Here is a 24,676-nt window from a genome sequence, read left to right on the forward strand (position 1 = left end):
CAAAGGATGTGCATTGTGGCTGGTTTGATTGGTAACAACCCGGAGGACATGGCGGACCTGGCGGGCAAGCTGGGGCATGCGGTGGACCAGATCCAGCAGCTGACCAGTTCGCTGGATGGCAAGGCGAATTCCGTGCAGTGGCAGGGTCCGGATGCTGACCGGTTCAAGCACACGGACTGGCCGACGTACAAGACGCAGCTGACCAAGGTGGCCCACAGCCTGCAGGAAGTGCAGCAGAATGTGAACAAGCAGCGCCAGCAGCAGATCCAGACCTCCGCACACTGATACGAGCGGTGGTGTGCAGGCCCGGTGCATCCCGCACCGGGCCTGATGCCTGCCCGGCCGCACGGGGGGAGGCCGGCACGAAAACCGTCTCAGGGCACGAAGCGGGAACGCAGTGTCTCGACGCCGGGCCCGGTGAGCTCTGCCAGGTAGGCTGCGCGCCCGGCCATGGCCATCGTCAAGGCGAGGGTGGTTCCTGTCACGAGCGGGCCGGTGCCTGCCGCAAAGGGTCCGTCGACGGCCTCGAGGCGGAGCCCTTCAACCATGGTCCGGCTGGGCACGGCGAGGTTCCGCCGCGCATAAAAGCCGGCCACGGCGGTGACCGTGTCCAGCGGTACGTCGCGCAGAATCCCCAGCGGGCGGCGGATGTCCTCGCTGTGCACCACCACCTCGCCCAGCCAGGCCTCGGTGGGGCCCGGGGCGGAGGCGGAGCTGTTGATGATGGTGCGGAACTGCGCCAGCGTCTCGGCGGGCGTGGCCCCGCGGTGCTCAGCCATGCGCCGGTCATTGTGCAGGTCGAAGTCGAACCTGGCGCCGATGACGCTGGAGAACCAGCGCGCGGGGCCGAGGCTTGCGGCCGCGGTGAGATGCGCCGTGACGTCCTGGACCGTCCACCGCCCGCACAGGGATTGCCGGGCCCACTGGCCGCCGTCGAGCAGGGCAAGGTCGTCGGCCAGGGCGGCGCGCTCGGCGTGGGCGGCCTCCCAAAGGAGGCTGCGTGGGCGGTTTTGGAACACGGGGCCTCCGGTGCCGGGTGAAAAGGGAGGGGGAACCACCTTCCCTTTCTTTAAATCTACCGCGTGCAGGGGGCCTTGCCGCAAGGCCCCGGGCGGGCCGCATAATGGGTAGCCGGCGCCGGCATGCGCGGAACCCGGCCGCCCGCCGGTCCCTCGATCCGCGCCTTCGACCCGGCAGGAAGGAGCCGACGCCGTGCCCCCTGACACCAGCGCATTCAACCTTCCCGGCACCCTCGCGGCCAAGGCGGATCCGGCCCTGATTGCTGCCGACGAGCAACATCTCGCGGCCATCGCCGAAACGCTCCAGCTCACCCTCCAAGGGCTGGGCCGCCAGCTCGACGCTGCGCGGCGGGCGCCGGTCCGCCTGGGCCAGGAGGCCGTGGAGCGGGATGTTGAGGTGCGCCGCCTGGCCGCCCGCCTGCGCACCTTGGGCAGCTTTGGCCTGGACCTGTGCCTGGGCCGCATCGACGCTGGTGGGGGAGCGGAACCCGTGTACATCGGCCGCCTTGGCCTGACGGGCAGCGGCGGGCGGCGGCTGCTCATCGACTGGCGTTCACCCGCGGCCGAACCGTTCTTCGGGGCCACCCACGCCAACCCGATGGGGCTGGCCGCCCGGCGCCGCTACCGTTGGATGCAAGGGCGCATCATCGACTACTGGGACGAGGTGTTCGCCGTCGACGGCGTTCCGGGCACGGCCGCCCTCGAGGACCTCTCCGCCTTCATCGCCAGCCTCGGCAGCAGCCGCACCGCCCGGATGCGCGACGTGCTGGCCACCATTGCCGCCGACCAGGACGCCATCATCCGTGCTCCCGCCCGCGGCGCCCTGGTGGTCGACGGCGGCCCGGGAACCGGCAAGACCGTCGTTGCCCTGCACCGCGCCGCGTACCTCATCTACTCCGATCCGCGCATCGGCCACCACCGGGGCGGCGTGCTGTTCGTGGGCCCGCACCAGCCGTTCCTGCACTATGTGGCGGACGTGCTGCCCAGCCTGGGGGAGGAAGGCGTGCAGACGTGCACGCTGCGTGACCTGGTCCCGGAAGGTGCGGCCGCAGGCGTGGAAGCGGATCCGGACGTGGCCCGGCTGAAGTCAACCGCGGCCATGGTCAAGGCGATCGGGCCCGCCGTCGCGTTCTACGAGCGGGCACCCACCAAGGGAATGGCCGTGGACACCCCCTATGGCGGGCTCTGGCTGGACGCCGCCGATTGGGCCCAGGCATTCGACGCACCGGTCCCCGGCACGCCGCACAATGAGGCCCGCGGGGAGGTGTGGGAGGAACTGCTCAGCATTCTGGCGGACAAGTGCCGCGGCGGTGACGTCCCGGCCGGGCTGCTGCGCCGCGCCCTGGCACGGAACCGGGAACTGGTCGAAACGTTCAGCAGGGCGTGGCCGTTGCTGGACTACGCCGACCTGGTGGGCGACCTCTGGCGGGTGCCTGCCTACCTGCGCCTGTGCGCCCCCTGGCTCCTGCCCGGGGAGGTGGACCGGCTGCAGCGCCCGGTGCCGGAGGCCTGGACGGTGTCCGACCTGCCGCTGCTGGATGCGGCCCGGGAGCGCCTCGGCGACCCGGAGGAAGCGCGGCGGAAGCAGCGGCAGGACGCCGTCGTGCGTGCCGGGCGGGACGTCATGGACCGGGTGGTCGATGACCTGGTGGCGGCGGACGACTCCGAGCTTCAGGTGACGAAGATGCTTCGCGGACAGGACATGGCGGAGAAGCTCGACGGCGTGGAGGACGCGCCGGCTGCCGACCCGGACGTGCTGGCGGGTCCGTTTGCGCACGTGATGGTTGACGAGGCCCAGGAGCTGACCGACGCGCAATGGCAGATGCTGCTGCAGCGCTGCCCATCGGGAAGCTTCACGATCGTGGGGGACCGCGCGCAGGCCAGGCACGGGTTTGGGGAGCCGTGGGCCGCGCGGCTCGGGCGGATTGGCCTGGAGAGGGCGGCGTTGGCGTCCCTGTCCATCAACTACCGCACGCCGGAGGAGGTCATGGCGGAGGCCGGGCCGGTCATCCGTGCCGTGCTGCCGGAGGCCAACGTGCCCGAATCCATCCGGCGCAGCGGCCTCCCCGTGCTCCATGGTTCGACGGCAGAGCTTGGCCCCGTCCTCGATGCCTGGCTGGCCGCGCACGACGACGGGACGGCCTGCGTCGTGGGCGCCCGGCCCCCGGCTGCAGGGCATCTTCCGGCGTCGCCACGCGTGCGGTGGCTGGTGCCGGAGCTGGTGAAGGGGCTTGAGTTTGACCTGGTGGTGTTGGTGGACCCGGTGTCATTCGGACCAGGGATCGAGGGCGCCGTGGACCGGTACGTGGCGATGAGCCGGGCCACGCAGCAGCTCGTTGTGCTGGCCGCGCCGGCCTAGCCCCGGCAGCCCGTCGTCCGGGGCCGGGTTCCGCGTTTACGGGAGGGCGGGCCGGCGCCATAGGATGTGCAGCATGATGCACCTTCCGGGCCGGCTGCGGTCCGTCCCCCTGAGCCGGCAGGAACTGGCCCTCATCGCCATCACCACGGTCTGGGGAGGCACGTTCCTGGCCGTGCACATTGCCATGCGGCACAGCGGGCCCATGTTCTTTGTGGGGCTGCGATTCCTGGTGGCAGGGCTCCTGGCGTGCGTCCTGTTCCGCCGGGTCCTGCGCGGCATGACCTGGGCGGATGCCGGTGCCGGGGCTGCCATCGGCGTGATGATCTTTTTAGGGTACGGTCTGCAGACCTTTGGCCTGCAGACCGTCAGCAGCAGCACGTCGGCATTCCTGACCGCCCTCTATGTGCCCATGGTGCCGTTTCTGCAATGGGCCGTTTTCCGCAAGCGGCCCGGTGCCATGATGTTCGCCGGCGCGGCCCTGGCCTTCGTCGGGCTGGTGCTGCTGGCCGGACCGTCGGCAGTGCGTGTTGGGGTGGGCCCCGGCGAGATTGCCACCTTGGTGAGCACGGTCCCGATCGCCGGGGAGATCATCCTGATCAGCGTCTTTGCCGGCCGGGTCAACCTGGGACGTGTCACGGTGGTGCAGCTGCTCACGTGCAGCGTCCTGGGGTTTATCGCCGTTCCGGTGGTGCGGGAAGGCATCCCGGCCTTCTCGTGGGTGTGGGTTGCCACGGCGGCCGGACTGGGGGCGGCAAGCTGCGTCATCCAGGCGACGATGAACTGGGCCCAAAAGTTCGTCACGCCCACCCGTGCCACCATCATCTACACCGGCGAGCCCGTGTGGGCCGGAATCTTCGGGCGCATCGCGGGGGACAGGCTTCCGGGCGTCGCCATTGCGGGTGCGGTCCTCATTGTGGCCAGCGTCCTGGTGAGCGAGATCAGGCCGCGGCCGCGTCCCCGTCAGCGGACCCCCGGTGACAGCCGGGTGGTGGACCTGCCACCACGGGACCGGACACAGCACGATTGAGCAGCCGTCCTGTGGACCGGGTGCCTGATGACGGGCAGGGGACGAAGCAGGTTGAACATGTGCGTTCCCCCGTGAATTTGTCAAAGGGACATTACTGATTTGACCAGGGTGGGCAAGGCTGGAGAGCGGGCTTCGGTGACGAGCCGGGCCAAACTACGTGCGGAGAAAAGCTATGGGAATCGGAGACATGGCGAAGGATTTCTTGAACAGCAGTGAGGGCCAGAACATGGAGAACGACGCTCTGAACTAGGCCAGCGAAGACGCCAACAACTTGACCGGAGGGCAGTTCCAGGACCAGATCAACCAGGGCCGCGACGCCTTGAGCGGCCAGCTGGGCCGCCAGCAGTACTGACATGAGCCGCGTTCCCTGCGGAACCGGCAAAACGCTGACGTTTTGTCCGAACCGGACTTCAGAGCAAGGTTCTACAGCGGCTTGCTTGACTGGCGGGACCCCGTGGACGCACGGGGTCCCGCCAGTCATTTGCGGCACAGCCGGTTGACCGGCCTGGCTGTAATCCACCCATCCGCTTTCGGTTCCGGAAAGATTCCCGGATTCGGGGGTGGATTCGTTTTGGTGCATCACCGCTGCTGGTCCCTTTCCGCAGCGGGGCGGCACTGTCCGCTCCCCGATTGTGGGGCGGCCCGACGCCGGACGACGTGGACCGGGCGGTCGGGGAAATTCATGCTCAGAGGCCCAAGCCGGACGGAGCATCGTTGCTCCGGATGCAACCAGTCGCGCATGAGGGACGCCGTGCGATTGATGGTGCTCGAGTCCAGGAACAGCAACTACTATCCCAACGGGGACCGGGACGACAATCGTGTGTTAAGGAGGCTCACCGGCCGCAACGCCATCGACCCCTCAACGCGGGTTCACCACTCCTCGCCGGGAAAGGAACCCGTCCCGTGGGCAGCGGATCTGTCCGTTAAAAGGAGCAACCCCCATCTGCCGCAGCCAAGTCCGGGGGTCCAACCGGTCATCGGCCATGTTTCCGATCGTAATCGGGCGGGGAACCAGTTGTTGCTTCAGGTTCGGGTTTAGTATTTGGATGTGGCGGAAAGCGAGCAGTTGGCGCGCATACGCGCCGTCGCGGCCCGCACCGGCCGGACGGTGGAACAGGAAATCGTGCTCGCGGTTGGCACAGGTGTCCCGAAACGGCTCATTGGCGCCGCCAACGCCTAGCCTCGACAGGCCACCGCCCCCGAACAGGGCAAGGACACCCAGGCACAAACAACTAGACCGCCACCAGGGCTGCTGACACTACTGGGGTCTGGGCGCCTCGCCGGCGCGTTTAATGGCATGGTAGGGGGTTGAACGGCTGGAAAGAAAAAGTTCGGCAATTTCACCTGTCGTGTATGTTCCCGCCGGGTGCACAGAAACCAAGTGTGCTTCCTATGCCTTCGAGAGCTTGGGCTGCTTTCCGTTCGATTTGCCCTTTGCAGTGGCGACAGCCATGCCTTCGCGGGTTCGTGCCCGGATCATGTCCGCCTCAAATTCTGCAACCACGGCAAGACCATTGAAGAGGAATCCAGCCATGGTTTTGGGTGTGGCGTTTAGCCCCCGCGGTGTCGCCGGGGATGACTTTGACCGGCCATGATCTCGCCGCCAGTGCGGACAGGGCGCGGCCCGGACGTGGGCAAGCGCCGGCGGCCCGCCGGGCCGGGGCATCCTGGTCATGACCAAGCCTGGCTGCCTGGCCCGGTCGTTGCGCGATGCAGAGGGAATTGCCGACGAGCTCGTCCGCCGCGAGGCCAATCCCACCATCGGTGGCCCTTGCCCACGCCCCCACCGATCCCGTGCGCAGTCTGCTCTTCAATGTTCTTCCCATGACTGCAGAATTTACGGCGGGGCTGATCCGGGATCGAACCCGAGAAGGCCTGGCCGTCGACACGGCAAAGGGCAAGCTTCGCGGAAAGCATCTCCAGCCATTAAAGGCACAGGAATCAAACTTGGTTTCTGTGCAGCGGCCGGGAACGCATCCACGCTGACAGCGGCGCAGGGACCATGTACGCCAGCGGGCTCCCGCAGGCGGCTGCCCTGGACGCGGTCACCCGGCAGGGCCGGCAGACTTACCTGCGCCGGCCGGACGGCATCTGCCTCGACCGGCTGACGCGTGACTGCGACGACGCCTAGGCCATCACCGCAGGGACGGATGGGTTCCCGGCCGAACCGGCCGGGCCGTACATCCGCCTCAACGACGCCGGTGCCAGGTCCGTCCGGCGGTGTCCGTGGTTTTTGCGGTTACAGGCTCCAGCCGGTGTGCGAGTGGGCGTCGTCGGACGCGCTGACGGTGAACTGGTTCGGGCCGCTCAGCGTTACCCGGACGTGCTCCCTCGGGGCGTTCGCCCGGGAGGAAACGTGGCTGATGGCCGATTCAAGTGTGTGCTCGATCGTGGAGTGGTCCCAGATCTTGAGGGTCATGGAGTGCGATTCAAAGCTCATGCGCCGTTGCTTCCTTTGATTGTCTTCCTGCGGCCTCGTCGTTGTGGCAGCACCCTCCACGTTACGGGACGGCACGCCCCAGGCAGGCAGCGCTGTGATGGACTCCACAGTGCCGGATGGTCCCGGGACGTAACAATTGACGGCGGTCAACGGCAGCCTTGGCGGGAAAAATCGCCGGAAGCGGCTGGGAGCGCCGGGGCACGTTTTACGGCAAGATGGAACCGTGACCAGCCTTCCTGAAAACCCCGCCACCGACGTGACCAGCACTGACGTGCCCGATGGCCCCGCAGGCGTGATTGAGCCCGCAAAGACCCCGTCCGTGCAGGCGCGGGAACGCCATGCCGAGCTTGTGGAGCTGGTCCAAAAGTACCGGGCCGCCTATTACAACGAGGACGCGCCCCTGGTCTCGGATGCCGAATTCGACACCCTTTACAGTGAACTGGAGGAGCTCGAGGCGCTCAACCCCGAACTGGTCACCAACGACTCCCCGACCCAAGTGGTTGGCGGGGACGTCTCGGTGGCGTTTGCCGCCGTCGACCATCTGGCCCGCATGTACTCGCTGGAGGACGTCTTCTCCCTCGCCGAACTCGAAGCGTGGCTGCGCAAGGCCGAGGCGTCGGTGGAAAAGCAGCACGGGACGGCGCCCAAGTGGCTCACCGAGCTGAAGATCGACGGCCTGGCCGTGAACCTGCTCTACCGCGACGGCGTGCTGGTGCGGGCCGCGACACGCGGCGACGGCACCACAGGTGAGGACATCACCCACAACGTGGCCACCATCAAGGACATCCCGCAGAAACTGCACGGCACCGGGTTCCCGGCCGAGGTGGAGATCCGCGGCGAGGTGTTCATTGCCTCCAAGGACTTTGCGGCACTGAACGAGAAAATGGTGGCCGCCGGCAAGGCCCCGTTTGCCAACCCCCGCAACTCGGCGGCAGGCTCGCTGCGGCAGAAGGACCCGGCGGAAACCGCCAAGCGGCCGCTGAGCATGTTTGTGCACGGCATCGGAGCCCGGGAAGGCCTGGAAACCACCAGCCAGTCCGAAACGTATGCGCAGCTCAAGGAATGGGGCATGCCCACCAGCCCCTACTTCAAGGTCCTGGACACGCTGGAGGAGGTGCTGGAATTCATCGCCTATTACGGAGAGCACCGGCACGACCTCATCCACGAAATTGACGGCATTGTGGTCAAGGTGGACGACTTTGCCACCCAGCGGGCCCTGGGCAACACCTCCCGGGTGCCGCGCTGGTCCGTGGCGTACAAGTACCCGCCGGAGGAAGTCCACACCAAGCTGCTGGACATCCAGGTGCAGGTGGGCCGCACCGGCCGGGTGACCCCCTTCGGCATCATGGAACCGGTCAAGGTGGCCGGTTCCACCGTGGAACGCGCCACGCTGCACAACCAGGACGTGGTCAAGGCCAAGGGCGTGCTGATCGGCGACACGGTGGTGCTCCGCAAGGCCGGGGACGTCATCCCGGAGATCGTCGGCCCCGTGGTGGCCCTGCGCACGGGCGCCGAGCGCGAATTCGTGATGCCCACACACTGCCCGTCGTGCGGCACCGAGCTGGCCCCCGCCAAGGAGGGCGACGTTGACATCCGCTGCCCCAACGCACAGTCCTGCCCCATCCAGCTGACCGAGCGCGTGGCCCACCTGGCCGGCCGCGGCGGCTTCGACATTGAGGCGCTGGGCTATGAGGCCGCCGCCGCCCTGACAACCGGCCCCGGGCCCGACCCGGCGGAGAACGGCGGCACCATCCTGCCGGCCGGCCCCGGGCCGCTGACCAGCGAGGCGGACGTCTTCAACATTGCCGGCCTGGACCTGTCCGGCGTCATGGTGTGGCGGGAAATACGCTCCAAGGGCGAAGGCACGGGCCGCTTCGCGCAGGTCCCGTACTTTTACACGAAGGCCACGGCCAAGAAGCCCTCGGTGCCCACCAAGACCACCGAGAAGCTGTTCGAGGAACTGGAAAAGGCCAAATCGCAGCCGCTGTGGCGCGTGCTCGTGGCCCTGTCCATCCGGCACGTGGGGCCCACGGCATCGCGCGCACTGGCCACGGCGTTTGGTTCCATGGACGCCATCCGCGCTGCGCCGGAAGAGGCGCTGGCCAACGTGGACGGCGTCGGCCCCATCATCGCCGAGGCGCTCATCGAATGGTTCGGGGTGGGCTGGCACCTGGAGATCCTGCGTAAGTGGGCCGATTCCGGGGTGCGGATGGTGGACGAGGTGGACGCATCCACACCGCGCACCCTCGAGGGACTGACCATTGTGGTGACCGGGACGCTGCCCAACTTCAGCCGGGACGAGGCCAAGGAAGCCATCATCACCCGCGGCGGCAAGGCCTCCGGCTCGGTGTCGAAAAACACCTCCTACGTGGTGGCGGGGGAGAACGCCGGCACCAAGCTGGACAAGGCCGAATCGCTGGGCCTGACGGTGCTGGATGAGGACGGCTTTGTGCAACTGCTCGCCGAAGGACCCGGCGGACCGGACGCTGAACTTGTTGGGACTGACCATAGCGGGACGGGGGAGGACGCATGAGCCAGACGGTGACCGTGGATGAGCTGCTGGAGGTGGCGCTGCGGGCCGCCGCCGCCGGGGCTGCCGTGCTGGCCGCGCGGGACCCCGCCGGGTTCCGGGCCGAGGAGAAGTCCTCCGACGCCGACTGGGTGACCGCCTTCGACGTCGCCGCCGAGCGCGCCGTACGTGCCGTCATCACCGACGCCCGCCCGCACGACGTCATCACAGGCGAGGAGCTGGCCCCGGCCCTGCCCGCGGAACCTTCCGGCTACCGGTGGAGCATCGACCCGCTGGACGGCACCATGAACTTCATCCGGAACATCGCCTATTACGGCACCTCGGTGGCCGTAATGGGGCCCGACGGCGAATGGCTGGCCGGGGTGGTCGACGCACCGGCCCTGCGGCGCATCTATTTCGCCTCCCGCGGGGCTGGGGCCTGGCTGGATGAGACACGGGCCGACGGTGTGCAGGGCGTGCGCCGGCTGCGCGGGCCGGTGGAGGCCCGCGGCGGCACCCTGTTCTCCATGTCACTGAGCTACGACCCGGCCGTCCGGCGCCGCCTGGTGTCCGAACTGGACGGGCGCCTGGACAAGTTCGGCGACTTCCGCCGGCTGGGCGCCGCGTCCCTTGAACTGTGTGCCGTGGCCGACGGCGGCGTGGACGCGTACCTCGAGTACGGCCTGTTCGAGCATGACTTTGCCGCGGGCGCCTTGATTGCCGAGGAGGCCGGGGCGTGGGTGCGGCGCCCCCGGCTGAGCCCGGCCATCAACGGCCTGCCGCCGCGGGAGGAAGTGCTCTCTGTGTGGACCGGCGCCTGCGTGCCGGGGCTGGAAGGGAACTTCGCGCCGGGGGACTGACCCCGGCGGCCGGGCCTGTCGAGACCAGGAATTCGGCAGGCTCAATCACCGGACCCACAGACTGAACCAACTGCAGAAAGGATGAACGGGATGGAAACCGACGGGGTGGTGCTCTCGCGCGCGGTGGCCGATGCCGGGCGCTCGCTGGCGTTTTATCGCAACGGCCTGGGCATGAAGGAGGCCAAGCTCATGTTCGGCATTGCGTGCCTCGAACTGCCGGGGCTGACCTTGTTCCTGGCCGGGCCGGACGACTTTGCCCGCAACACCGGGCTTACCGCCCGGGCCGGCGTGTCCGCAACAGCAGGTGGGCGCAGCGACGGCGTCCTCAGCTGCGCCATCCGGTCCACGGAAGAGGTTGACCGGCTGCTGAAGACGGCCCAGGCGGCAGGCGGGACGGCGTCGGAACCCCGCGTGATGGACCACGCCAGTGGGCGCAAGCAATACATCGGCACCGTCACGGATCCGGACGGATACGTGTGGCAGCTGGTGTGCAACATCAAGGACCCGGGGGAGGGGGCCTGAGCGGCGCCTGGCCACGGCCGCCCGGTGGGGAGCGGCGGGAATTACCCGAGCAACGGCCGGACGGATGCGTACCCGTCCTCGACCACCGACGAGGGCGTGTCAAACACCTTGGTCCGGCGCCCGGCGTCGTATGCGGCCCAGCCGGGATCGCCGGAGATCACGAAGGACACGGCGGCCGCATGGGCCTCGTCGGCCAAGGCCTGCGGGGGAGTCCTGCCGGCCAGGGCATCGATCCGCTCCGCGTCGAGGCAGTCGAAGAAGAACGGTACGTCCAGGCAGTGCACCGCCCGCCCGAACGCCGGCGAGCGCCACGAAAAGCGGTACAGCCAGGTCCGGGCCGGGGCAACGGTCTCCCCTGAACCGGCCCCGGTCCGTGCCTCCGCGACCGCCAGCGCGGTGCTGCGGAAGACTGCGTCGCTGATGTACCGGCCGAGCACTGCGGTGGAACCGAGCCGGGCCACGTCCGTGTTGGCGGACAGGTAGTCGCTGCGCCGTCCCCGGGCCAGTCCGGCCTGGCCCAGCAGCAGCCGGGACGGGACAAAGCGCAGCTTGGACTGCATGCCCGCCACGGCCATGGCAAATTCGTCGTCGGCGGTGCCCAGCAGCAGTGGCTTGTCCGCCCCCGTGCCTGCACGCAGGGAGTCGGGCGCGGGCGCGGTGATGAGGCCGCCGTCGACCATGGGGCCCAGCGACAGGCCGCCGTCGATCACGCGCCGCAGCATGGAAAACTTTCCGCCGCCGGTTTCCAGGGCCTTGGGCTGGAGTTCCAGGAGGCGTTCCTCCGGCACCGAGGCGAACCCCTCCAGGGTCGGTTCAACGCCGGCCAGTTCGGCCAGCCGCCCGGCGAGCGCCTGCGCCTTGTCCCGGGGCACGTCGCCGAGCGCCCCGGACAGGCAACAGGCCTGGGCGAAAAGCGGCTGTGCCTTGGGCATGCCCAGGAGCGTGAGGACCGCGCCGCCGCCGGCCGACTGCCCGGCGAGGGTCACCCGGCCCGGATCGCCGCCAAAGGAGGCGATGTTGTGCTGCACCCATTCCAGGGCCAGCAGCCAGTCCAGCACGGCCCGGTTGTCCGGGGCGCCCTCCACCAGGCCGAATCCGTCGAAGCCGAGCCGGTAGGACACATTGACGGTGACCACGCCGTCGCGGTTGAACGCGGCGCCGTCATACCAGGGGCTGGCGGGGGAGCCGGCCGTGAAGCCGCCGCCGTGGAGGTACACCATGACCGGCAGGGCCGCGGCCACGCCCGGCGCGGGGGTGAAGACGTCCAGGTTCAGCGTGGATTCCCCCGGAACGGACGGTTCCGGGATGAGCGTGGGTTCCGGCGGCCCCGGGCGCTGCGGCGTGGGACCGTGTTCGACGGCGTCGCGCACCCGGTCCCAGGGGGCGTGCGGCACCGGTGCGGCGAAGCGCAGGCTGCCCACGGGGGCTTTGGCGAAGGGGATGCCCAGGAACGCCGCGGACTGGCTGAACGCGCCCTGCCCGTGCGCTGTTTCCGGGCAGGGCCGCCACACGCCGCGCACCAACCCGGCGGTGGTGTTCGCAACGGGCGGCGTGCTGGGGTCAATCAGTGCATGCTGGGCGGCCATGCCTCCATGCTACGGAACGTGGACGCCCCGTGCCCGCGCCCGGCGCCCGCGCCCCGTGCCCGGGCCCGGCGCGGGACCGGCACGCGGGAGTAACCTGATGGCATGAACCTTAGGGTCGACGGTGCGAACTTCGCCGCCCCGGACCAGGTGGGGCTGACGGGGGACGGGGCGTTGCCGTCCGCGTTCGATGTCACCGGGCTGGCGGTGGCCGCCATGGCGGCCGCCGGAACGGCCGTGGCGGCGCTGTCGGGCCGGCTCGGCCGTGCCGCCCCGCAGGTGTCCGTCGACCGGGCCCTGGCATCGGCCTGGTTCGGGCTGTCCTTCACGCCCACGGGATGGGAACTGCCGCCCGTGTGGGACGCGATCGCCGGCATCTACCCCTGCGCCGACGGCTGGATCCGCCTCCACACCAACGCCCCGCACCACCGTGCCGTCGCGCTCGCCGTCCTGGGCCTGTCCGCCGGTGCAACACGCGAAACCGTGGCGCCGGCCGTGGCGCCCCTGACCGGGGACGAGCTGGAAGCGGCCATCGTTGCCGCGGACGGATGCGCCGCCGTCATGCGCACCCGCGACGGGTGGCTCGCCCACCCCCAAGGCGCCGCCGTCGCCGCCGAGCCGCTGGTGCACTGGGGCCAGGAGCGCCGAGTCCCGCCCTTTGGCAGGCACGACGCCGGCACCCGCCGCCGCGGTCCCGCCACCACTGCTCCCACCACTGCGCCGCGCACCATGGAGCCCACCGCCGCCCGCCCGCTCGCCGGGGTGCGTGTCCTGGACCTGACCCGGGTCATCGCCGGCCCGGTTGCCACCCGGTTCCTGGCGCTGTACGGAGCCGAGGTGCTGCGGATCGACCCGCCGGACTGGAATGAACCCGGCCTGGAACCGGAGATGACGCTGGGCAAGCACTGTGCCCGGCTCGACATCAAGACGCCGGACGGGCTGGCGCGCCTGGAGGAACTGCTTGCCGGCGCCGACATCTTCATCCACGGCTACCGGCCCGACGCCCTGGACCGGCTGGGCCTCTCCGACGCCACACTGGCCGAACGCCACCCGGCACTGGTCAACGTGGCCCTCGACGCCTACGGCTGGTCCGGCCCGTGGGCGCAGCGGCGCGGCTTTGACTCCCTGGTGCAGATGAGCTGCGGGATCACGCACGCCGGCATGGAACACTTTGGCCGCGGAGGACCGTTCCCGCTGCCCGTCCAGGCGCTCGACCACGCCACCGGCTACCTCACGGCCGCCGCGGCCATCGACGCGTGGCGCCAGCGGCTGGACGGCACGGTGCGCACTGCACGGCTGTCGCTGGCCCGGACCGCCGTGGAACTGATGCGCACCGGACCAAGCCGGGTGTCCGGCGAACTGCCGGCGCCGGAAACGCTAGTGGCCGGGCCGGAGGTGACGGCCTGGGGTCCCGGACGGCGGCTGGCGTCGGCCGTGGAGGTGGACGGCGTCCCGGCCTGGACCGCCGTGGAACCCCGCGGCTACGGGTCCGCCAGGGCTGCCTGGCCCGCCGGCGGCTGAGCCCGGCCCGCCGCATTTCCCGCGCGGCACCCGCATAGGGGAAACTGGGGAAGGCGGGCACCGCCGTCGTACCCCACCAGGAGAACCCCACGCATGAACCTCACCGTCCGCCCCGCAACATCCGATGACTTTGGCGCCGTCGCCCGGATCACGGCCGATGCCTACCTGGGGGCCGGCTACTTTGACAGCGCCGAGTACCCGTACATGCAAAAGATCATGCGGGTGGCGGAGCGGGCGGCCGTGGCCCCGGTGATCGTGGCAGAACGCGACGGGGTGGTGGTGGGCTCCGCGACGCTGGCCGTGCACGGGGACGAATGGGCGGACATTGCGCGGCCCGACGAGCTCGAATTCCGGCTGCTCGTGGTGGACCCGAAGGTCCAGCGCAGCGGGGCCGGGGCCGCCATGGTGCGGTACATCCTGGACCGGGCCCGCGCCGCGGACGGCATCCGGGCCGTGAGCCTCACCACGGGCGACGACTGGCACGGCGCCCACGCCCTCTACCGCAAGCTGGGGTTCGTCCGCGCGCCGGAGCGCGACTGGCCCATCCCGGAGAACGGCAAGATGCTGCGCGTCTACCGCCAGGAAGTGTAGACGGCACGGAATTATCCCCCGCCGCGGGAGACTAAGCTGGTGGGGACAACTTTTTTCTTTTTTGCAGGGGAGATCCATGGCTGCGATCAACCGTGGGCAGGTGGCGCATCTGGCGCAACTGGCCCACATCGAGATGAGCGACGACGAACTGGACCGCATGGCCAAGGAACTGGCCGTGATTGTGGATTCCGTCAAAAGCGTCAGCGAGGCTGCCGGGGCCGACGTCCCGGCCACATCCCACCCGATCCCGCTGACCAACGTCATGCGCGAGGACGTGGTGGGCCATGTGCTCACCGCCGAGGAGGCACTGTCCGGTGCCCCGGATTCCGCGGACGGCCGCTTCAAGGTGCCCGCCATTTTGGAGGAGAGCTAAGCCATGACTGTCCATGAACTGATCCGCTCCAGCGCCGCCGACATGGCCGCCAAGCTGGCCGCCGGCGACATCACCTCCGTCGAACTGGTCCAGGCACACCTGGACCGCATTGCCGCCGTGGACGGCGGCGAGCGCGGCGTCAACGCGTTCCTGCACGTCAACGCCGAAGAGGCCCTCGCCGTTGCGGCCGACGTCGACGCCCGCCGCGCCGCCGGGGAGGAGCTCCACGAGCTCGCCGGCGTCCCGATCGCCGTCAAGGACCTCATCGTCACTAAGGGCCAGCCCACCACGGCCGGCTCGAAGATCCTCGAAGGCTGGATGAGCCCGTACGACGCCACCGTCGTGAAGAAGCTGCGCGCCGCCCGCATGCCCATCCTCGGCAAGACGAACCTTGACGAATTCGCCATGGGCTCCTCCACCGAGCACTCCGCCTACGGCCCCACCCGCAACCCGTGGGACCTGGACCGGATCCCCGGCGGTTCCGGCGGCGGGTCCGCGGCTGCCGTTGCTGCCTTTGAGGCCCCGCTGGCCCTGGGCACCGACACCGGCGGGTCCATCCGCCAGCCCGGCGCCGTCACCGGCACCGTGGGAGTCAAGCCCACCTACGGTGCGGTCTCCCGCTACGGCGCCATTGCCATGGCGTCCTCGCTGGACCAGATCGGCCCGGTCTCCCGCACCGTCCTGGACTCGGCCCTGCTGCAGGAGGTCATCGGCGGGCACGACCCCCAGGACTCCACCTCGCTGACCGATCCCTCCACCGGCCTGGCCGACGCCGCCCGCCTGGGCAACGTTGCCGGCATGAAGATCGGCATCATCAAGGAACTGCACGGCGAGGGCTACCAGGCCGGCGTCGAAAACCGCTTCAACGAGTCGCTGGAGCTGCTGCGCGGCGCCGGCGCCGAAATCGTTGAGGTCTCCTGCCCCAACTTTGGCTACGCACTGGGCGCCTACTACCTGATCATGCCGAGTGAGGCCTCCTCCAACCTGGCCAAGTTCGACGGCGTGCGCTTCGGCATGCGCGCCCTGCCGGCCGAGGGCCCGCTCACCATTGAACGCGTCATGGCCGCCACCCGTGCGGCCGGCTTCGGCGACGAGGTCAAGCGCCGCATCATCCTGGGCACCTACGCCCTTTCGGCCGGCTACTACGACGCCTACTACGGCTCCGCCCAGAAGGTCCGAACCCTGATCCAGCGCGACTTTGCCGCCGCGTTTGAACAGGTCGACGTGCTGATTTCCCCGACAGCGCCCACCACGGCGTTCAAGCTGGGCGAGAAGCTCAACGACCCCCTGGCCATGTACCTCAACGATGTCGCCACCATCCCGGCCAACATGGCCGGCGTGCCCGGGCTGACCCTGCCCGGCGGCCTGGCGGACGAGGACGGCCTGCCCGTGGGCATCCAGCTGCTGGCCCCGGCCCGCGAGGACGCCCGCCTGTACCGCGTGGGCGCCGTGCTTGAATCCCTGCTCGAGGCACAGTGGGGCGGCCCGATCCTGGACCGCGCCCCCTCGCTGGCCGAGACCCCGGCGGTCGAGCCTGTCGAGACCCAAGGGACCGCCGCAACCGCCGCAGCCAAGGAGGCCAACTAATGAGCACCGAGACCCTGGTGGGCTTCGAGGAAGCCATGGAAAAGTACGACCCCGTCCTGGGCTTCGAGGTGCACGTTGAGCTGAACACGAAGACCAAGATGTTCTCCTCCGCACCCAACGTCTTTGGCGACGAGCCCAACACCAACGTCAACGAGGTGTGCCTGGGCCTGCCCGGCGTGCTGCCCGTGGTGAACAGGAAGGCCGTGGAGTCCTCGATCCTGATCGGCCTGGCGCTGAACTGCAAGATCGCCGAGCACTGCACCTTTGCCCGCAAGCAGTACTTCTACCCGGACACCCCCAAGAACTTCCAGACCTCCCAGTACGAGGACCCGATCTGCTACGACGGCTGGCTGGACATTGAGCTGGAGGACGGCACCGTGTTCCGGGTGGAGATCGAGCGCGCGCACATGGAGGAGGACGCCGGCAAGCTCACCCACATGGGCGGGGCCACCGGCCGCATCCAGGGCGCCGACTACTCCCTGGTCGACTACAACCGCTCCGGCGTGCCGCTGGTGGAAATCGTCACCAAGCCCATCGAAGGGGCCGGCTCCCGCGCCCCCGAACTGGCCAAGGCGTATGTTGCAGCCGTCCGGGAAATCGTGAAGAACCTGGGCGTATCCGACGCGCGCATGGAACGCGGCAACGTCCGCTGCGACGCCAACGTCTCCCTGCGCCCGCACGGTGCGGAAAAGTTCGGCACGCGCACCGAGACGAAGAACGTGAACTCGCTGCGCGCCGTCGAAAACGCCGTGAAGTTCGAGATCCAGCGCCACGCCGCCGTGCTCGATTCCGGCGTGGAGATCACGCAGGAAACGCGCCACTGGCACGAGGACACCAAGTCCACAACCTCGGGGCGCCCCAAGTCCGACGCCGACGACTACCGATACTTCCCGGAACCGGACCTGGTGCCCATCGTCACCACAGCCGAGTGGGTCGAGGAACTGCGCTCCCGCCTGCCCGAGCCGCCCGCCGAGCGCCGCAAGCGCCTGCAGGCCGACTGGGGCTACACGGACCTGGAATTCCGCGACGTGGTCAACGCCGGACTCATGGACGAGATTGAGGAAACCGTCACGGCCGGCGCCACCGCCGCCGCAGCCCGCAAGTGGTGGATGGGCGAGATCGCGCGCCGGGCCAAGCTGGCCGACGTCGACCCCGCCGCGCTGGGCGTCAGCCCCGCCGTCGTGGTGGAGATCGAGAAGCTCATCGCCTCGGGCGCCATCAATGACAAGCTGGCCCGCAAGGTGCTCGACGGCGTCCTTGAAGGCGAAGGCACGCCCGCCGAGGTCGTGGCCAAGCGTGGCCTGGCCGTGGTGTCCGACGACGGCGCCCTCCAGAAGGCGATCGACGAGGCCCTCGCCGCACAGCCCGACGTGGCGGAGAAGATCCGCGGCGGCAAGGTCCAGGCAGTCGGTGCGATCGTTGGCGGCGTCATGAAGGTCACCCGCGGGCAGGCCGACGCGGCCCGCGTGCGCGAGCTGATCCTGGCGACGCTCGGCGTCGAAGGGTAGCCTGCGCGGAACGCCGCAGCCGCGCCCGCCCCCCATTTTTGCGCCCCGTCCACGGGGCGCAAAAATGGGGAACGGGCGCGGTTTTCGTTGTGGCAGGATGAGGGCATGACCTTTGGCTGGGAAATCCGTGCCCGCGTGCAGTTCGAGGGCGACGCCCACGTCATGGAGGACGCCTGCGGCTTCAAGGGACCCAACGCGTGGATCATTGACGGGGCCACGCCGCTGCTCGAACAGCTCGGCCTGCCCGCTGCGTCGGATCCCCAATGGCTGGCGCAGACGTTGTCCATGAACCTCGCCGGGCCGTGCCACGACCCGGGCCGCACCGGAGTCCGGGCCCGGCTCGCCTCCGCGCTGGCCGCCGTCGATGCCGCCGCCACGCCCCTGGTCGGCGCCGAACGCGTCCGATTCCCGTCCGCAGCCGTCTCCCTGGCCCAGCTGAATGCCGACGGCGTGGAGGTGGCCGGCCTGGCCGACTGCACGGTCGTCGTGCGCACAGCGGGCGGCGAAACCCGCCAGGTGCACGCCGAACCCGCCGATTCCCGCATTGGGCCCGAGGAATCCCGCCGCGCCGTGGACGCTGGGGAACGCCGCAGGCTCCTGGAACGCGACCGTGAACTGCGCAACACGCCCGGCCGCCTCTGGGTGGCCCGGCGCGAGCCCGAGGCGGCAGACCATGCCCACGTGGTCCAGCTGGAGCGGCCCGAGATCATGGTGATGGCAACCGACGGGGCCTGGCGCGCCGTTGACCTCGGCCTGGTCAGCGGGCCGGAAGAATTCCTGGAACGCACCCAAACGACACTCGGCGCCCTCGGCCTCATGCATGAACTGCGCACCCGGCAGGCCGACATCGGGGAAGTGGCCGACGACGCCACCGTCCTGGCACTGGCCCCCTGCCCATGACCGGGCGCATCGGCTGGGCCGGGCTGCCTGCACAGGTCCGTGCCGGCATCGAGGGGATCCTGGGCGACGCAGTCGTGGCGGCCGCATCGCAGCCCGGCGGCTTCTCGCCCGGCTCGGCGGACCGGGTGCGGCTCGCGTCCGGGCGCACGGCGTTTGTGAAGGCGGTCAGCGCCGACGTCAACACCACCTCGGCGGCCCTGCACCGCCGCGAAGCGGGCATTGCCGCCGCACTCCCGGACGGCCTGCCCGTGCCGGCGTTCCTCGGCTCGTACGACGACGGCACCTGGGTGGCGCTGGCCTTCACCGACGTGGACGGCCGGCACCCCGCGGAGCCGTGGGTGGACGCCGAACTGCAGCATGTTCTGGACACGCTGGACCGCATGGGACGCGTCAGCCTGCAGGGAAGCCCGGCCCTGCCGCGCTGTGAGGATTCGCTCCGGGGTGCCTTCCAGGGGTGGGAAAAACTGCGGAAGCGCCCGCTGGACGGGCTCGATCCGTGGGCGTCGGACAGCCTCGACACATTGGCGGGGTTGGCGCAGCGCGGACTGGCCGCCGTCGCCGGCACGTCCCTGGTCCACGGGGACCTGCGCACCGACAACATCCTGTTGACGGGGGACGGCGCGGTGCTGGTCGACTGGCCGTGGGCCTGCACCGGTGCCCCCTGGGTCGATGCGCTGGGTGTGCTGGTCAACGTCACGTCCCTCGACCCGGCGGCCAACCCCGAACTGCCGCTGGTGCACCATCCCGTCTTCGCCGGCGTTCCGGCAGGGGACGTGGACGGCGTCCTGGCGGGCTATGCCGGCTACTTCATGGACATGTCCCGCCGCCCCGAGCCGCCGGGGATTCCAGCGCTGCGTGCCTTTCAGCGGAAGCAGGCCGAAGCCCTCATCGCCTGGCTGCGGCAGCGCCTGCCCCACACTGACGCGCTAACGGGCACCTGACCGGGGTGTTTCTGCGGCACAGTCAAGTGCCCGTTCGCGACGGGTTGCCAGGGAGCCTAGGCCAGCGCGCCCATGGGGTCCCAGGCCTGCAGCACGATGGGCTCGGCTGCCAAGGCATGGCGCAGCTCGGGGGAGAGGCGCTTCTTGTTGACCACGACCTCGAAGACGTACTCGTCAAACCAGTTGTCGGCCATGGTGAAGAATCCCTGGTCGCCGTTTTCCTCGCCCCAGCTGTTCTCCACCCGCCAGCGCCGCGTGTCGCCGTCGAGCACGTCCACGCCCGTCAGCAGCATGGCGTGCGTCATGGCCGATTCGCCAAAGCGGACCCGGGCCTCCTTGTCCATGTCCAGCTCGGCGCCGTAGAGGCCTGCATAGTCATAGAGGCGGGCGTCCCAGATGCCGTCCTTGCGGACCATCTGCGGTCCCACGTCGCAGCCAAACCAGACCGGCTGCCCGTCCAGGATGGCCTCCTTGGCCAGCCGCTTGGCCAGGGCGATGTCCACGTTGAGGTAAAGCACCGGCGCGGCACCGACCACATTGCCCAGGTGCTCGACCGTCAGGGTGCTGCCCTTGGGGTGCTCGGAGCGGGGGTCGTCCACGAGGCAGACGTAGTCATGGAGGTCGAGGGTGGTGTACTTGGCCAGGAATTCCTGCGGGGTCAGCACGCCCTCGCGGTGGAAGGCCTTCTTGTCGTCCGTGTACTCCCACTCGAACTGCGTCGGGGGCGTGCCCAGGTGCAGGGTGAGGATCCGGTGCACCTCCGTGATGATCCGTTCGCGGGCCGCTTCCTCCCCGGCCGCGTCGCCGGCGTGGCGCAGCGTGCGCATTTCCTGCGCACCGCGGCGCAACAGCGAGCGGAGCACGGAATTCATCCGGCTGGTGTTCGAGGACGACTCGGTCTCCGGCATGGCCGACTTTGGCACGGCCCCGTACTTCGTGAAGATGTTCACGGCCATGTCCCACTGCCCGCCGTCGCCCATCACGGTCTGCAGCAGGTAGGCCACCAGTCGGTCGTCCCCGGGCCGTTCGGCCGTTTCCAGGACGGACTGCAGGAAGTAGTTGGCCCGTTCCAGCTTGTCGAAGTACATGGCGTAGTTCTGCGAGAACTCGAACTCCTTGACGTCCAGCACCTGCTTGGCGCCGGCGCGCAGCAGGTTCAGCGCCGCGAACAGCCAGCAGCGGCCGGACTTCTTCTGGTTTGTGGCCTTCCAGTCGTCGATGCGGTTCGAGACGGTGGTGGACAGGGACGTGGCCAGTTGGTGGTCAACGGCAATTTCGTCCACGCTGACCCGCGAGATGGCGTTTTGTGTGCGCTTGAGGACGGGATCGGCGGCAAAGGATTTATGCAGCTCCGCAAGCTGCCCCATGGTCAGGGCCGCGGCGGTTGTGTCTGTGATGGTGGTCATGTATTCCGTTCTATCCCGATTCATGGACAGCGGCAAACTTTTGTCCGCGGCGCACCGGAACGGCCGGGAACGCTCAGCGGACCATGCCGGCCATGACCTCCTGCAGTGCCTCCGCCACCACCTGCACGGAGCTGCGCTTCAGGTTTTCCGGCCGGACCAGCAGGTCGATCCGCCGCCGGGTGCTGATCCCCGTCAGCGGGCGCAGCGTCACGCCGGGGTTCAGGGCCGGGCTGGCCGTGTAGCGCGGCAGCAGCCCGATCACGTCCCCCGTGGAGACGAGCGCGGCGGCGGTCGAATAGTCGTTGATGCGGTGCACCACGTTCACAGGCCGGCTGGCCACGGCACCGATGGCCGTGAGCACGTCCGCGGGGGAGTAGCCGCTGCGGCTGGCCACCCACGCACAGTCCACCACGTCCTCCGGTGACAGTTCCGCCTTGGCGGCCAGGGGATGGTCCACGGCCAGGGCGATGTCGAGGGGCTCGTGCGCCAGCGGGATGACACGCACCCGGGACTCCGGCCAAGCCGGGCTGTGGTCCATCCGGTGGGCCAGCACGAGGTCGTACCTGGCCGTCAGCGCCGGGAAGTCGTGCTGGGCCACGTCTTCGTCGCTCAGCTTGACCCGCGGCACCCCGGCCCGGGCCGGGGAGGCCGGCACCCCGGCCCTCATCCCCGCGAGCCGGCGCACCAGCGGCGCAAAAAGGGCCTGCCCGGCGCTGTGGAAGCCGCTGATGGAGACGGTCCCGCTGGCATCGTGCTGGTACTCGCCGATGGCCGCCCGTGCCGTGGCCATGGCGTTGATGACCTCGGCGCCGGCGTCGGCGAGGACCTGCCCGGCGTCCGTCAGGACCAGGTTCCGGCCCTCCTTGCGCGTGAGCGGCGTGTCCACCTGGCGCTGGAGCAGGGAAATTTGCTGGCTGACCGCCGACGGCGTGACGGACATGGTCTCCGCGACCGCCTTGACGCTTCCGAGCTCGCCAAGTTCGCGCAACATCTGCAGTTGGTGTAGTTCCACGCCGCCACATTATCATTTAGCAATTTCTAAATCGATGATGGAGCAAAATTCGATTGTGCTAAATGGTCTGGCGGGTTGTAATGGAGCCAGGGAAACCCCTGAACACGCCAGCAGAAAGCGGTCCGATGAAAGCACTCTACAAGTCCGGCGCGCACCCCGGGTTTGAACTCGTCGAGCGCCCGGAACCGGAAACCGGCGCCCGGGACGTGAAGGTCAAGGTGGCAGCCACGGGCCTGTGCGGCACCGACCTGCACATCCAGGCCTGGGACGCCTGGGCGGCGGAAACCATCAACGCCCCGCTCATCCCCGGCCACGAGTTTTACGGCGAGGTGGTGGACATCGGCGACGAAGTGGAAACCGTGAAGGTCGGGGACAAGGTCTCCGGCGAAGGCCACGTGGTCTGCGGCATGTGCCGCAACTGCCGCGCCGGCCGCCGGCACCTGTGCATCAACACCGTCTCCGTGGGCGTTCAGCGCGACGGCGCCTTTGCCGAGTACGTGGTGATCCCCGAATCCAACGTCTGGGTGCACCACGATCCCTCCATCACCCCGGAACTTGGCGCCATTTTCGACCCCCTCGGCAACGCCGTCCACACCGCGCTCAGCTACGGGCTGGTCGGGGAGGACGTGCTCATCACCGGCGCCGGGCCCATCGGCCTGATGGCCGTGGCCGTGGCCCGCCACGCCGGCGCCCGCAAGATCGCCATCACCGACATCTCCGAAGCGCGCCTGGCCATGGCCGCCGGCATGGGCGCCGACCTCGCCGTCAACGTCGCCACCACCCGCCTGCGCGACGCCCAGCGCGAGCTCGGCCTGCGCGAGGGCTTCGACGTCGGCCTGGAAATGTCCGGCCACCGCACGGCCCTGCCGGAAATGATTGACAACATGAACCACGGCGGCCGCATCGCCATGCTCGGGCTGGCCAGCGAACCCATCGACATCAACTGGGGCAAGGTGGTCACGCACATGCTCACGCTCAAGGGCATCTACGGCCGCGAAATGTTCGAGACCTGGTACGCCATGAGTGCCATGCTCTCCTCCAACCCCGTGCTGCGCGCCGCCGTCGCCTCCGTGGTGACCGACCGCCTGCCCGCCACCGAATGGGAACAGGCATTTGCGATCGCAAAGTCCGGCCGGGGTGGCAAAGTGGTCCTTGACTGGTCCGTTTTTTCCTAAGCCACGTACCGCCCAAGTACGTACGACGCCGGACCCCGGGTTCCGCCGTCGTCCTCCCCACCGCGCCACCCCAAGGAGAAGCCGATGTACACCTCCATGAAGGCCCAGCTCGCCGCCGAGCTGGATGAAATCCGTTCCGCCGGAACGTTCAAGACCGAACGCCGGATCACCTCGCCCCAGTCCAGCCACGTCCAGGCCGGTCCGCTCGACGGCGCCACCGCCCCCGTGCTGAACTTTTGCGCCAACAACTACCTGGGCCTGGCCGACCACCCCGAAGTCATCGCCGCGGCCAAGTCCGCCATGGACAGCCACGGCTTCGGCATGGCCAGCGTCCGCTTCATCTGCGGCACCCAGGACCTGCACCTGGAGCTCGAGGCTGCCGTCTCCAGGTTCCTCGGCACGGAGGACACCATCCTGTTCTCCTCCTGCTTCGACGCGAACGGCGGCGTCTTTGAATCGCTGTTCGGGGCGGAGGACGCCATCATCTCCGACGCCCTGAACCACGCCTCCATCATTGACGGCATCCGCCTTTCCAAGGCCGCCCGCTTCCGCTACGCCAACCAGGACATGGCCGACCTCGAGGCCCAGCTGCAGGCCGCCGCGCAGCTGAACGACGGCGCCGGGGCCCGGCGCACCATCGTGGTCACCGACGGCGTGTTTTCCATGGACGGCTTCCTGGCCCCGCTGCGCGCCATCTGCGACCTCGCAGACAAGTACGGCGCCCTGGTCATGGTGGACGACTCCCACGCGGTGGGCTTCATGGGCCCCACGGGTGCCGGCACGCCGGAGCACGCCGGTGTCTCGGACCGCGTGGACATCTACACCGGCACCTTCGGCAAGGCGCTGGGCGGCGCATCCGGCGGCTACGTCTCCGGCCGCGGTGAGATCGTGGCCATGCTGCGCCAAAAGGCCCGGCCGTACCTGTTCTCCAACTCGCTGGCCCCGGCCATCGTGGCCGCGACGCTCAAGGCGCTGGAGCTCGTGGCCGGCTCCGCCGCGCTGCGCAGCCGCCTGTTTGACAACGCCGCCCAGTTCCGCCGCCGCATGGCCGAGGAGGGCTTTGAGCTGCTCCCCGGCGAGCACGCCATTGTCCCGGTCATGTTCGGCGACGCCGTGGCGGCCGCCCGCACGGCCGACTCCATGCTGCAACACGGCGTCTACGTCACGGCCTTCAGCTTCCCCGTGGTGCCCCGCGGCGCCGCCCGAATCCGCGTACAGCTCTCCGCGGCCCACAGCGCGGAAGACGTCGAGGCCTGCGTTGCGGCGTTCGTCGCGGCCCGGGCCGCAGCCTGACCCCGCCCCCGCCCGGATTTTTACGCCGGGGGCGTACTGTGCCACGATTG

General features: G+C 69.3%; 23 protein-coding genes and 1 pseudogene. 18 read left to right on the plus strand and 6 right to left on the minus strand.

Annotated elements, in window-relative coordinates; translation table 11 throughout:
• Nucleotides 1–15: 15 nt before the first annotated feature.
• Nucleotides 16–285 carry a WXG100 family type VII secretion target gene (locus tag G6035_RS02880; protein WP_176615571.1) on the plus strand — a complete coding sequence of 90 codons (270 nt, stop codon included), beginning with the start codon at nt 16–18 and terminating at the stop codon, nt 283–285.
• A gap of 89 nt (nt 286–374) precedes the next feature.
• Here the strand turns inward: G6035_RS02880 and G6035_RS02885 are convergent, their stop codons facing one another.
• A complete protein-coding gene (locus G6035_RS02885; protein ID WP_371130811.1) occupies nt 375–1,058 on the minus strand; it encodes a maleylpyruvate isomerase family mycothiol-dependent enzyme in 684 nt (227 codons plus the stop codon).
• A 154-nt stretch (nt 1,059–1,212) separates the two neighbouring features.
• On the opposite strand from G6035_RS02885, the gene helR reads away from it, so the two are divergent.
• The 3 genes from helR (at nt 1,213) to G6035_RS19900 (ending at nt 5,585) form a co-directional block, all read left to right on the plus strand.
• The gene (helR, locus tag G6035_RS02890) at nt 1,213–3,378 is read left to right on the plus strand and encodes an RNA polymerase recycling motor ATPase HelR (RefSeq protein ID WP_176615572.1); all 2,166 of its coding nucleotides are present in this window, start codon (nt 1,213–1,215) and stop codon (nt 3,376–3,378) included.
• 73 nt (nt 3,379–3,451) lie between these two features.
• On the plus strand, nt 3,452–4,405 hold the full coding sequence (locus G6035_RS02895; protein ID WP_176615573.1) for a DMT family transporter: 954 nt from the start codon (nt 3,452–3,454) through the stop codon (nt 4,403–4,405).
• Nucleotides 4,406–5,453: 1,048 nt separating this feature from the next.
• Nucleotides 5,454–5,585 carry a hypothetical protein gene (locus G6035_RS19900; RefSeq protein ID WP_256127695.1) on the plus strand — a complete coding sequence of 44 codons (132 nt, stop codon included), beginning with the start codon at nt 5,454–5,456 and terminating at the stop codon, nt 5,583–5,585.
• Nucleotides 5,586–5,663: 78 nt separating this feature from the next.
• Here the strand turns inward: G6035_RS19900 and G6035_RS02900 are convergent.
• Nucleotides 5,664–5,939: pseudogene (locus G6035_RS02900) on the minus strand (recombinase family protein); the annotation flags it as partial.
• 290 nt (nt 5,940–6,229) lie between these two features.
• Here G6035_RS02900 and G6035_RS02905 point away from each other — a divergent pair.
• Nucleotides 6,230–6,391: a hypothetical protein gene (locus G6035_RS02905; protein WP_176615574.1), complete on the plus strand. Its 162-nt coding sequence runs from the start codon at nt 6,230–6,232 to the stop codon at nt 6,389–6,391.
• A gap of 16 nt (nt 6,392–6,407) precedes the next feature.
• Nucleotides 6,408–6,536: a hypothetical protein gene (locus G6035_RS20465; protein ID WP_371130812.1), complete on the plus strand. Its 129-nt coding sequence runs from the start codon at nt 6,408–6,410 to the stop codon at nt 6,534–6,536.
• A 108-nt stretch (nt 6,537–6,644) separates the two neighbouring features.
• On the opposite strand, the gene G6035_RS02910 is transcribed toward G6035_RS20465, so the two are convergent.
• Entirely contained in the window at nt 6,645–6,845 is a 201-nt protein-coding gene (locus G6035_RS02910; RefSeq protein WP_176615575.1) for a hypothetical protein, read from the minus strand.
• 292 nt (nt 6,846–7,137) lie between these two features.
• Between G6035_RS02910 and ligA the strand changes: the two genes are divergently transcribed.
• From ligA to G6035_RS02925, 3 genes are all read left to right on the plus strand, one after another.
• Nucleotides 7,138–9,378: an NAD-dependent DNA ligase LigA gene (ligA, locus tag G6035_RS02915; RefSeq protein WP_371130824.1), complete on the plus strand. Its 2,241-nt coding sequence runs from the start codon at nt 7,138–7,140 to the stop codon at nt 9,376–9,378.
• The gene (locus tag G6035_RS02920; protein WP_176615576.1) at nt 9,375–10,214 is read left to right on the plus strand and encodes an inositol monophosphatase family protein; all 840 of its coding nucleotides are present in this window, start codon (nt 9,375–9,377) and stop codon (nt 10,212–10,214) included. The genes ligA and G6035_RS02920 overlap by 4 nt, the downstream gene beginning before the upstream one ends.
• 90 nt (nt 10,215–10,304) lie before the next feature.
• Nucleotides 10,305–10,736, plus strand: coding sequence for a VOC family protein (locus G6035_RS02925; RefSeq protein ID WP_176615577.1), 432 nt, complete (start codon nt 10,305–10,307; stop codon nt 10,734–10,736).
• A 41-nt stretch (nt 10,737–10,777) separates the two neighbouring features.
• Here the strand turns inward: G6035_RS02925 and G6035_RS02930 are convergent, their stop codons facing one another.
• Nucleotides 10,778–12,322, minus strand: coding sequence for a carboxylesterase/lipase family protein (locus G6035_RS02930; protein ID WP_176615578.1), 1,545 nt, complete (start codon nt 12,320–12,322; stop codon nt 10,778–10,780).
• A 102-nt stretch (nt 12,323–12,424) separates the two neighbouring features.
• On the opposite strand from G6035_RS02930, the gene G6035_RS02935 reads away from it, so the two are divergent.
• The 7 genes from G6035_RS02935 to G6035_RS02965 all read left to right on the plus strand — a co-directional run bounded on the left by G6035_RS02935 (nt 12,425) and on the right by G6035_RS02965 (nt 19,740).
• Complete coding sequence (locus G6035_RS02935; protein WP_176615579.1) at nt 12,425–13,840, plus strand: CoA transferase; 1,416 nt, start codon at nt 12,425–12,427, stop codon at nt 13,838–13,840.
• 93 nt (nt 13,841–13,933) lie between these two features.
• A complete protein-coding gene (locus G6035_RS02940) occupies nt 13,934–14,431 on the plus strand; it encodes a GNAT family N-acetyltransferase (RefSeq protein WP_176615580.1) in 498 nt (165 codons plus the stop codon).
• Between the two features lie 76 nt (nt 14,432–14,507).
• On the plus strand, nt 14,508–14,804 hold the full coding sequence (gatC, locus tag G6035_RS02945; RefSeq protein WP_176615581.1) for an Asp-tRNA(Asn)/Glu-tRNA(Gln) amidotransferase subunit GatC: 297 nt from the start codon (nt 14,508–14,510) through the stop codon (nt 14,802–14,804).
• 3 nt (nt 14,805–14,807) lie between these two features.
• Nucleotides 14,808–16,391, plus strand: a complete 1,584-nt coding sequence (gene gatA / locus G6035_RS02950) for an Asp-tRNA(Asn)/Glu-tRNA(Gln) amidotransferase subunit GatA (RefSeq protein ID WP_176615582.1) — start codon at nt 14,808–14,810, stop codon at nt 16,389–16,391.
• Nucleotides 16,391–17,899 (plus strand): Asp-tRNA(Asn)/Glu-tRNA(Gln) amidotransferase subunit GatB, encoded by a 1,509-nt coding sequence (gatB, locus tag G6035_RS02955; protein ID WP_176615583.1) that lies wholly within the window; start codon nt 16,391–16,393, stop codon nt 17,897–17,899. The genes gatA and gatB overlap by 1 nt, the downstream gene beginning before the upstream one ends.
• Before the next feature lie 105 nt (nt 17,900–18,004).
• Nucleotides 18,005–18,799: a hypothetical protein gene (locus tag G6035_RS02960; RefSeq protein WP_176615584.1), complete on the plus strand. Its 795-nt coding sequence runs from the start codon at nt 18,005–18,007 to the stop codon at nt 18,797–18,799.
• Nucleotides 18,796–19,740, plus strand: coding sequence for a phosphotransferase (locus tag G6035_RS02965; protein ID WP_176615585.1), 945 nt, complete (start codon nt 18,796–18,798; stop codon nt 19,738–19,740). The genes G6035_RS02960 and G6035_RS02965 overlap by 4 nt, the downstream gene beginning before the upstream one ends.
• A 56-nt stretch (nt 19,741–19,796) precedes the next feature.
• On the opposite strand, the gene G6035_RS02970 is transcribed toward G6035_RS02965, so the two are convergent.
• A complete protein-coding gene (locus G6035_RS02970) occupies nt 19,797–21,146 on the minus strand; it encodes an aminopeptidase C (protein WP_176615586.1) in 1,350 nt (449 codons plus the stop codon).
• A gap of 73 nt (nt 21,147–21,219) precedes the next feature.
• Nucleotides 21,220–22,158 carry a LysR family transcriptional regulator gene (locus G6035_RS02975; RefSeq protein WP_176615587.1) on the minus strand — a complete coding sequence of 313 codons (939 nt, stop codon included), beginning with the start codon at nt 22,156–22,158 and terminating at the stop codon, nt 21,220–21,222.
• Nucleotides 22,159–22,283: 125 nt separating this feature from the next.
• On the opposite strand from G6035_RS02975, the gene tdh reads away from it, so the two are divergent.
• Together tdh and G6035_RS02985 are read left to right on the plus strand one after the other, a co-directional pair.
• Complete coding sequence (tdh, locus tag G6035_RS02980) at nt 22,284–23,333, plus strand: L-threonine 3-dehydrogenase (protein WP_176615588.1); 1,050 nt, start codon at nt 22,284–22,286, stop codon at nt 23,331–23,333.
• An 84-nt stretch (nt 23,334–23,417) separates the two neighbouring features.
• On the plus strand, nt 23,418–24,626 hold the full coding sequence (locus G6035_RS02985; protein WP_176615589.1) for a glycine C-acetyltransferase: 1,209 nt from the start codon (nt 23,418–23,420) through the stop codon (nt 24,624–24,626).
• Nucleotides 24,627–24,676 lie beyond the last annotated feature (50 nt).

Source organism: Arthrobacter sp. SDTb3-6 (assembly GCF_013376095.1).
In the GTDB taxonomy this organism is placed as follows: Bacteria; Actinomycetota; Actinomycetes; order Actinomycetales; family Micrococcaceae; genus Specibacter.

Bases quoted from the DNA above. Each gene is read 5' to 3' on its own strand.
- G6035_RS02895 (WP_176615573.1), top strand. From the start codon at position 3,452: ATGATGCACCTTCCGGGCCGGCTGCGGTCCGTCCCCCTGAGCCGGCAG.
- G6035_RS02905 (WP_176615574.1), top strand. From the start codon at position 6,230: ATGACTGCAGAATTTACGGCGGGGCTGATCCGGGATCGAACCCGAGAA.
- G6035_RS20465 (WP_371130812.1), top strand. From the start codon at position 6,408: ATGTACGCCAGCGGGCTCCCGCAGGCGGCTGCCCTGGACGCGGTCACC.
- G6035_RS02910 (WP_176615575.1), bottom strand. From the start codon at position 6,845: ATGAGCTTTGAATCGCACTCCATGACCCTCAAGATCTGGGACCACTCC.
- G6035_RS02920 (WP_176615576.1), top strand. From the start codon at position 9,375: ATGAGCCAGACGGTGACCGTGGATGAGCTGCTGGAGGTGGCGCTGCGG.
- G6035_RS02925 (WP_176615577.1), top strand. From the start codon at position 10,305: ATGGAAACCGACGGGGTGGTGCTCTCGCGCGCGGTGGCCGATGCCGGG.
- G6035_RS02930 (WP_176615578.1), bottom strand. From the start codon at position 12,322: ATGGCCGCCCAGCATGCACTGATTGACCCCAGCACGCCGCCCGTTGCG.
- G6035_RS02935 (WP_176615579.1), top strand. From the start codon at position 12,425: ATGAACCTTAGGGTCGACGGTGCGAACTTCGCCGCCCCGGACCAGGTG.
- G6035_RS02940 (WP_176615580.1), top strand. From the start codon at position 13,934: ATGAACCTCACCGTCCGCCCCGCAACATCCGATGACTTTGGCGCCGTC.
- gatC (WP_176615581.1), top strand. From the start codon at position 14,508: ATGGCTGCGATCAACCGTGGGCAGGTGGCGCATCTGGCGCAACTGGCC.
- gatA (WP_176615582.1), top strand. From the start codon at position 14,808: ATGACTGTCCATGAACTGATCCGCTCCAGCGCCGCCGACATGGCCGCC.
- gatB (WP_176615583.1), top strand. From the start codon at position 16,391: ATGAGCACCGAGACCCTGGTGGGCTTCGAGGAAGCCATGGAAAAGTAC.
- G6035_RS02960 (WP_176615584.1), top strand. From the start codon at position 18,005: ATGACCTTTGGCTGGGAAATCCGTGCCCGCGTGCAGTTCGAGGGCGAC.
- G6035_RS02965 (WP_176615585.1), top strand. From the start codon at position 18,796: ATGACCGGGCGCATCGGCTGGGCCGGGCTGCCTGCACAGGTCCGTGCC.
- G6035_RS02970 (WP_176615586.1), bottom strand. From the start codon at position 21,146: ATGACCACCATCACAGACACAACCGCCGCGGCCCTGACCATGGGGCAG.
- tdh (WP_176615588.1), top strand. From the start codon at position 22,284: ATGAAAGCACTCTACAAGTCCGGCGCGCACCCCGGGTTTGAACTCGTC.
- G6035_RS02985 (WP_176615589.1), top strand. From the start codon at position 23,418: ATGTACACCTCCATGAAGGCCCAGCTCGCCGCCGAGCTGGATGAAATC.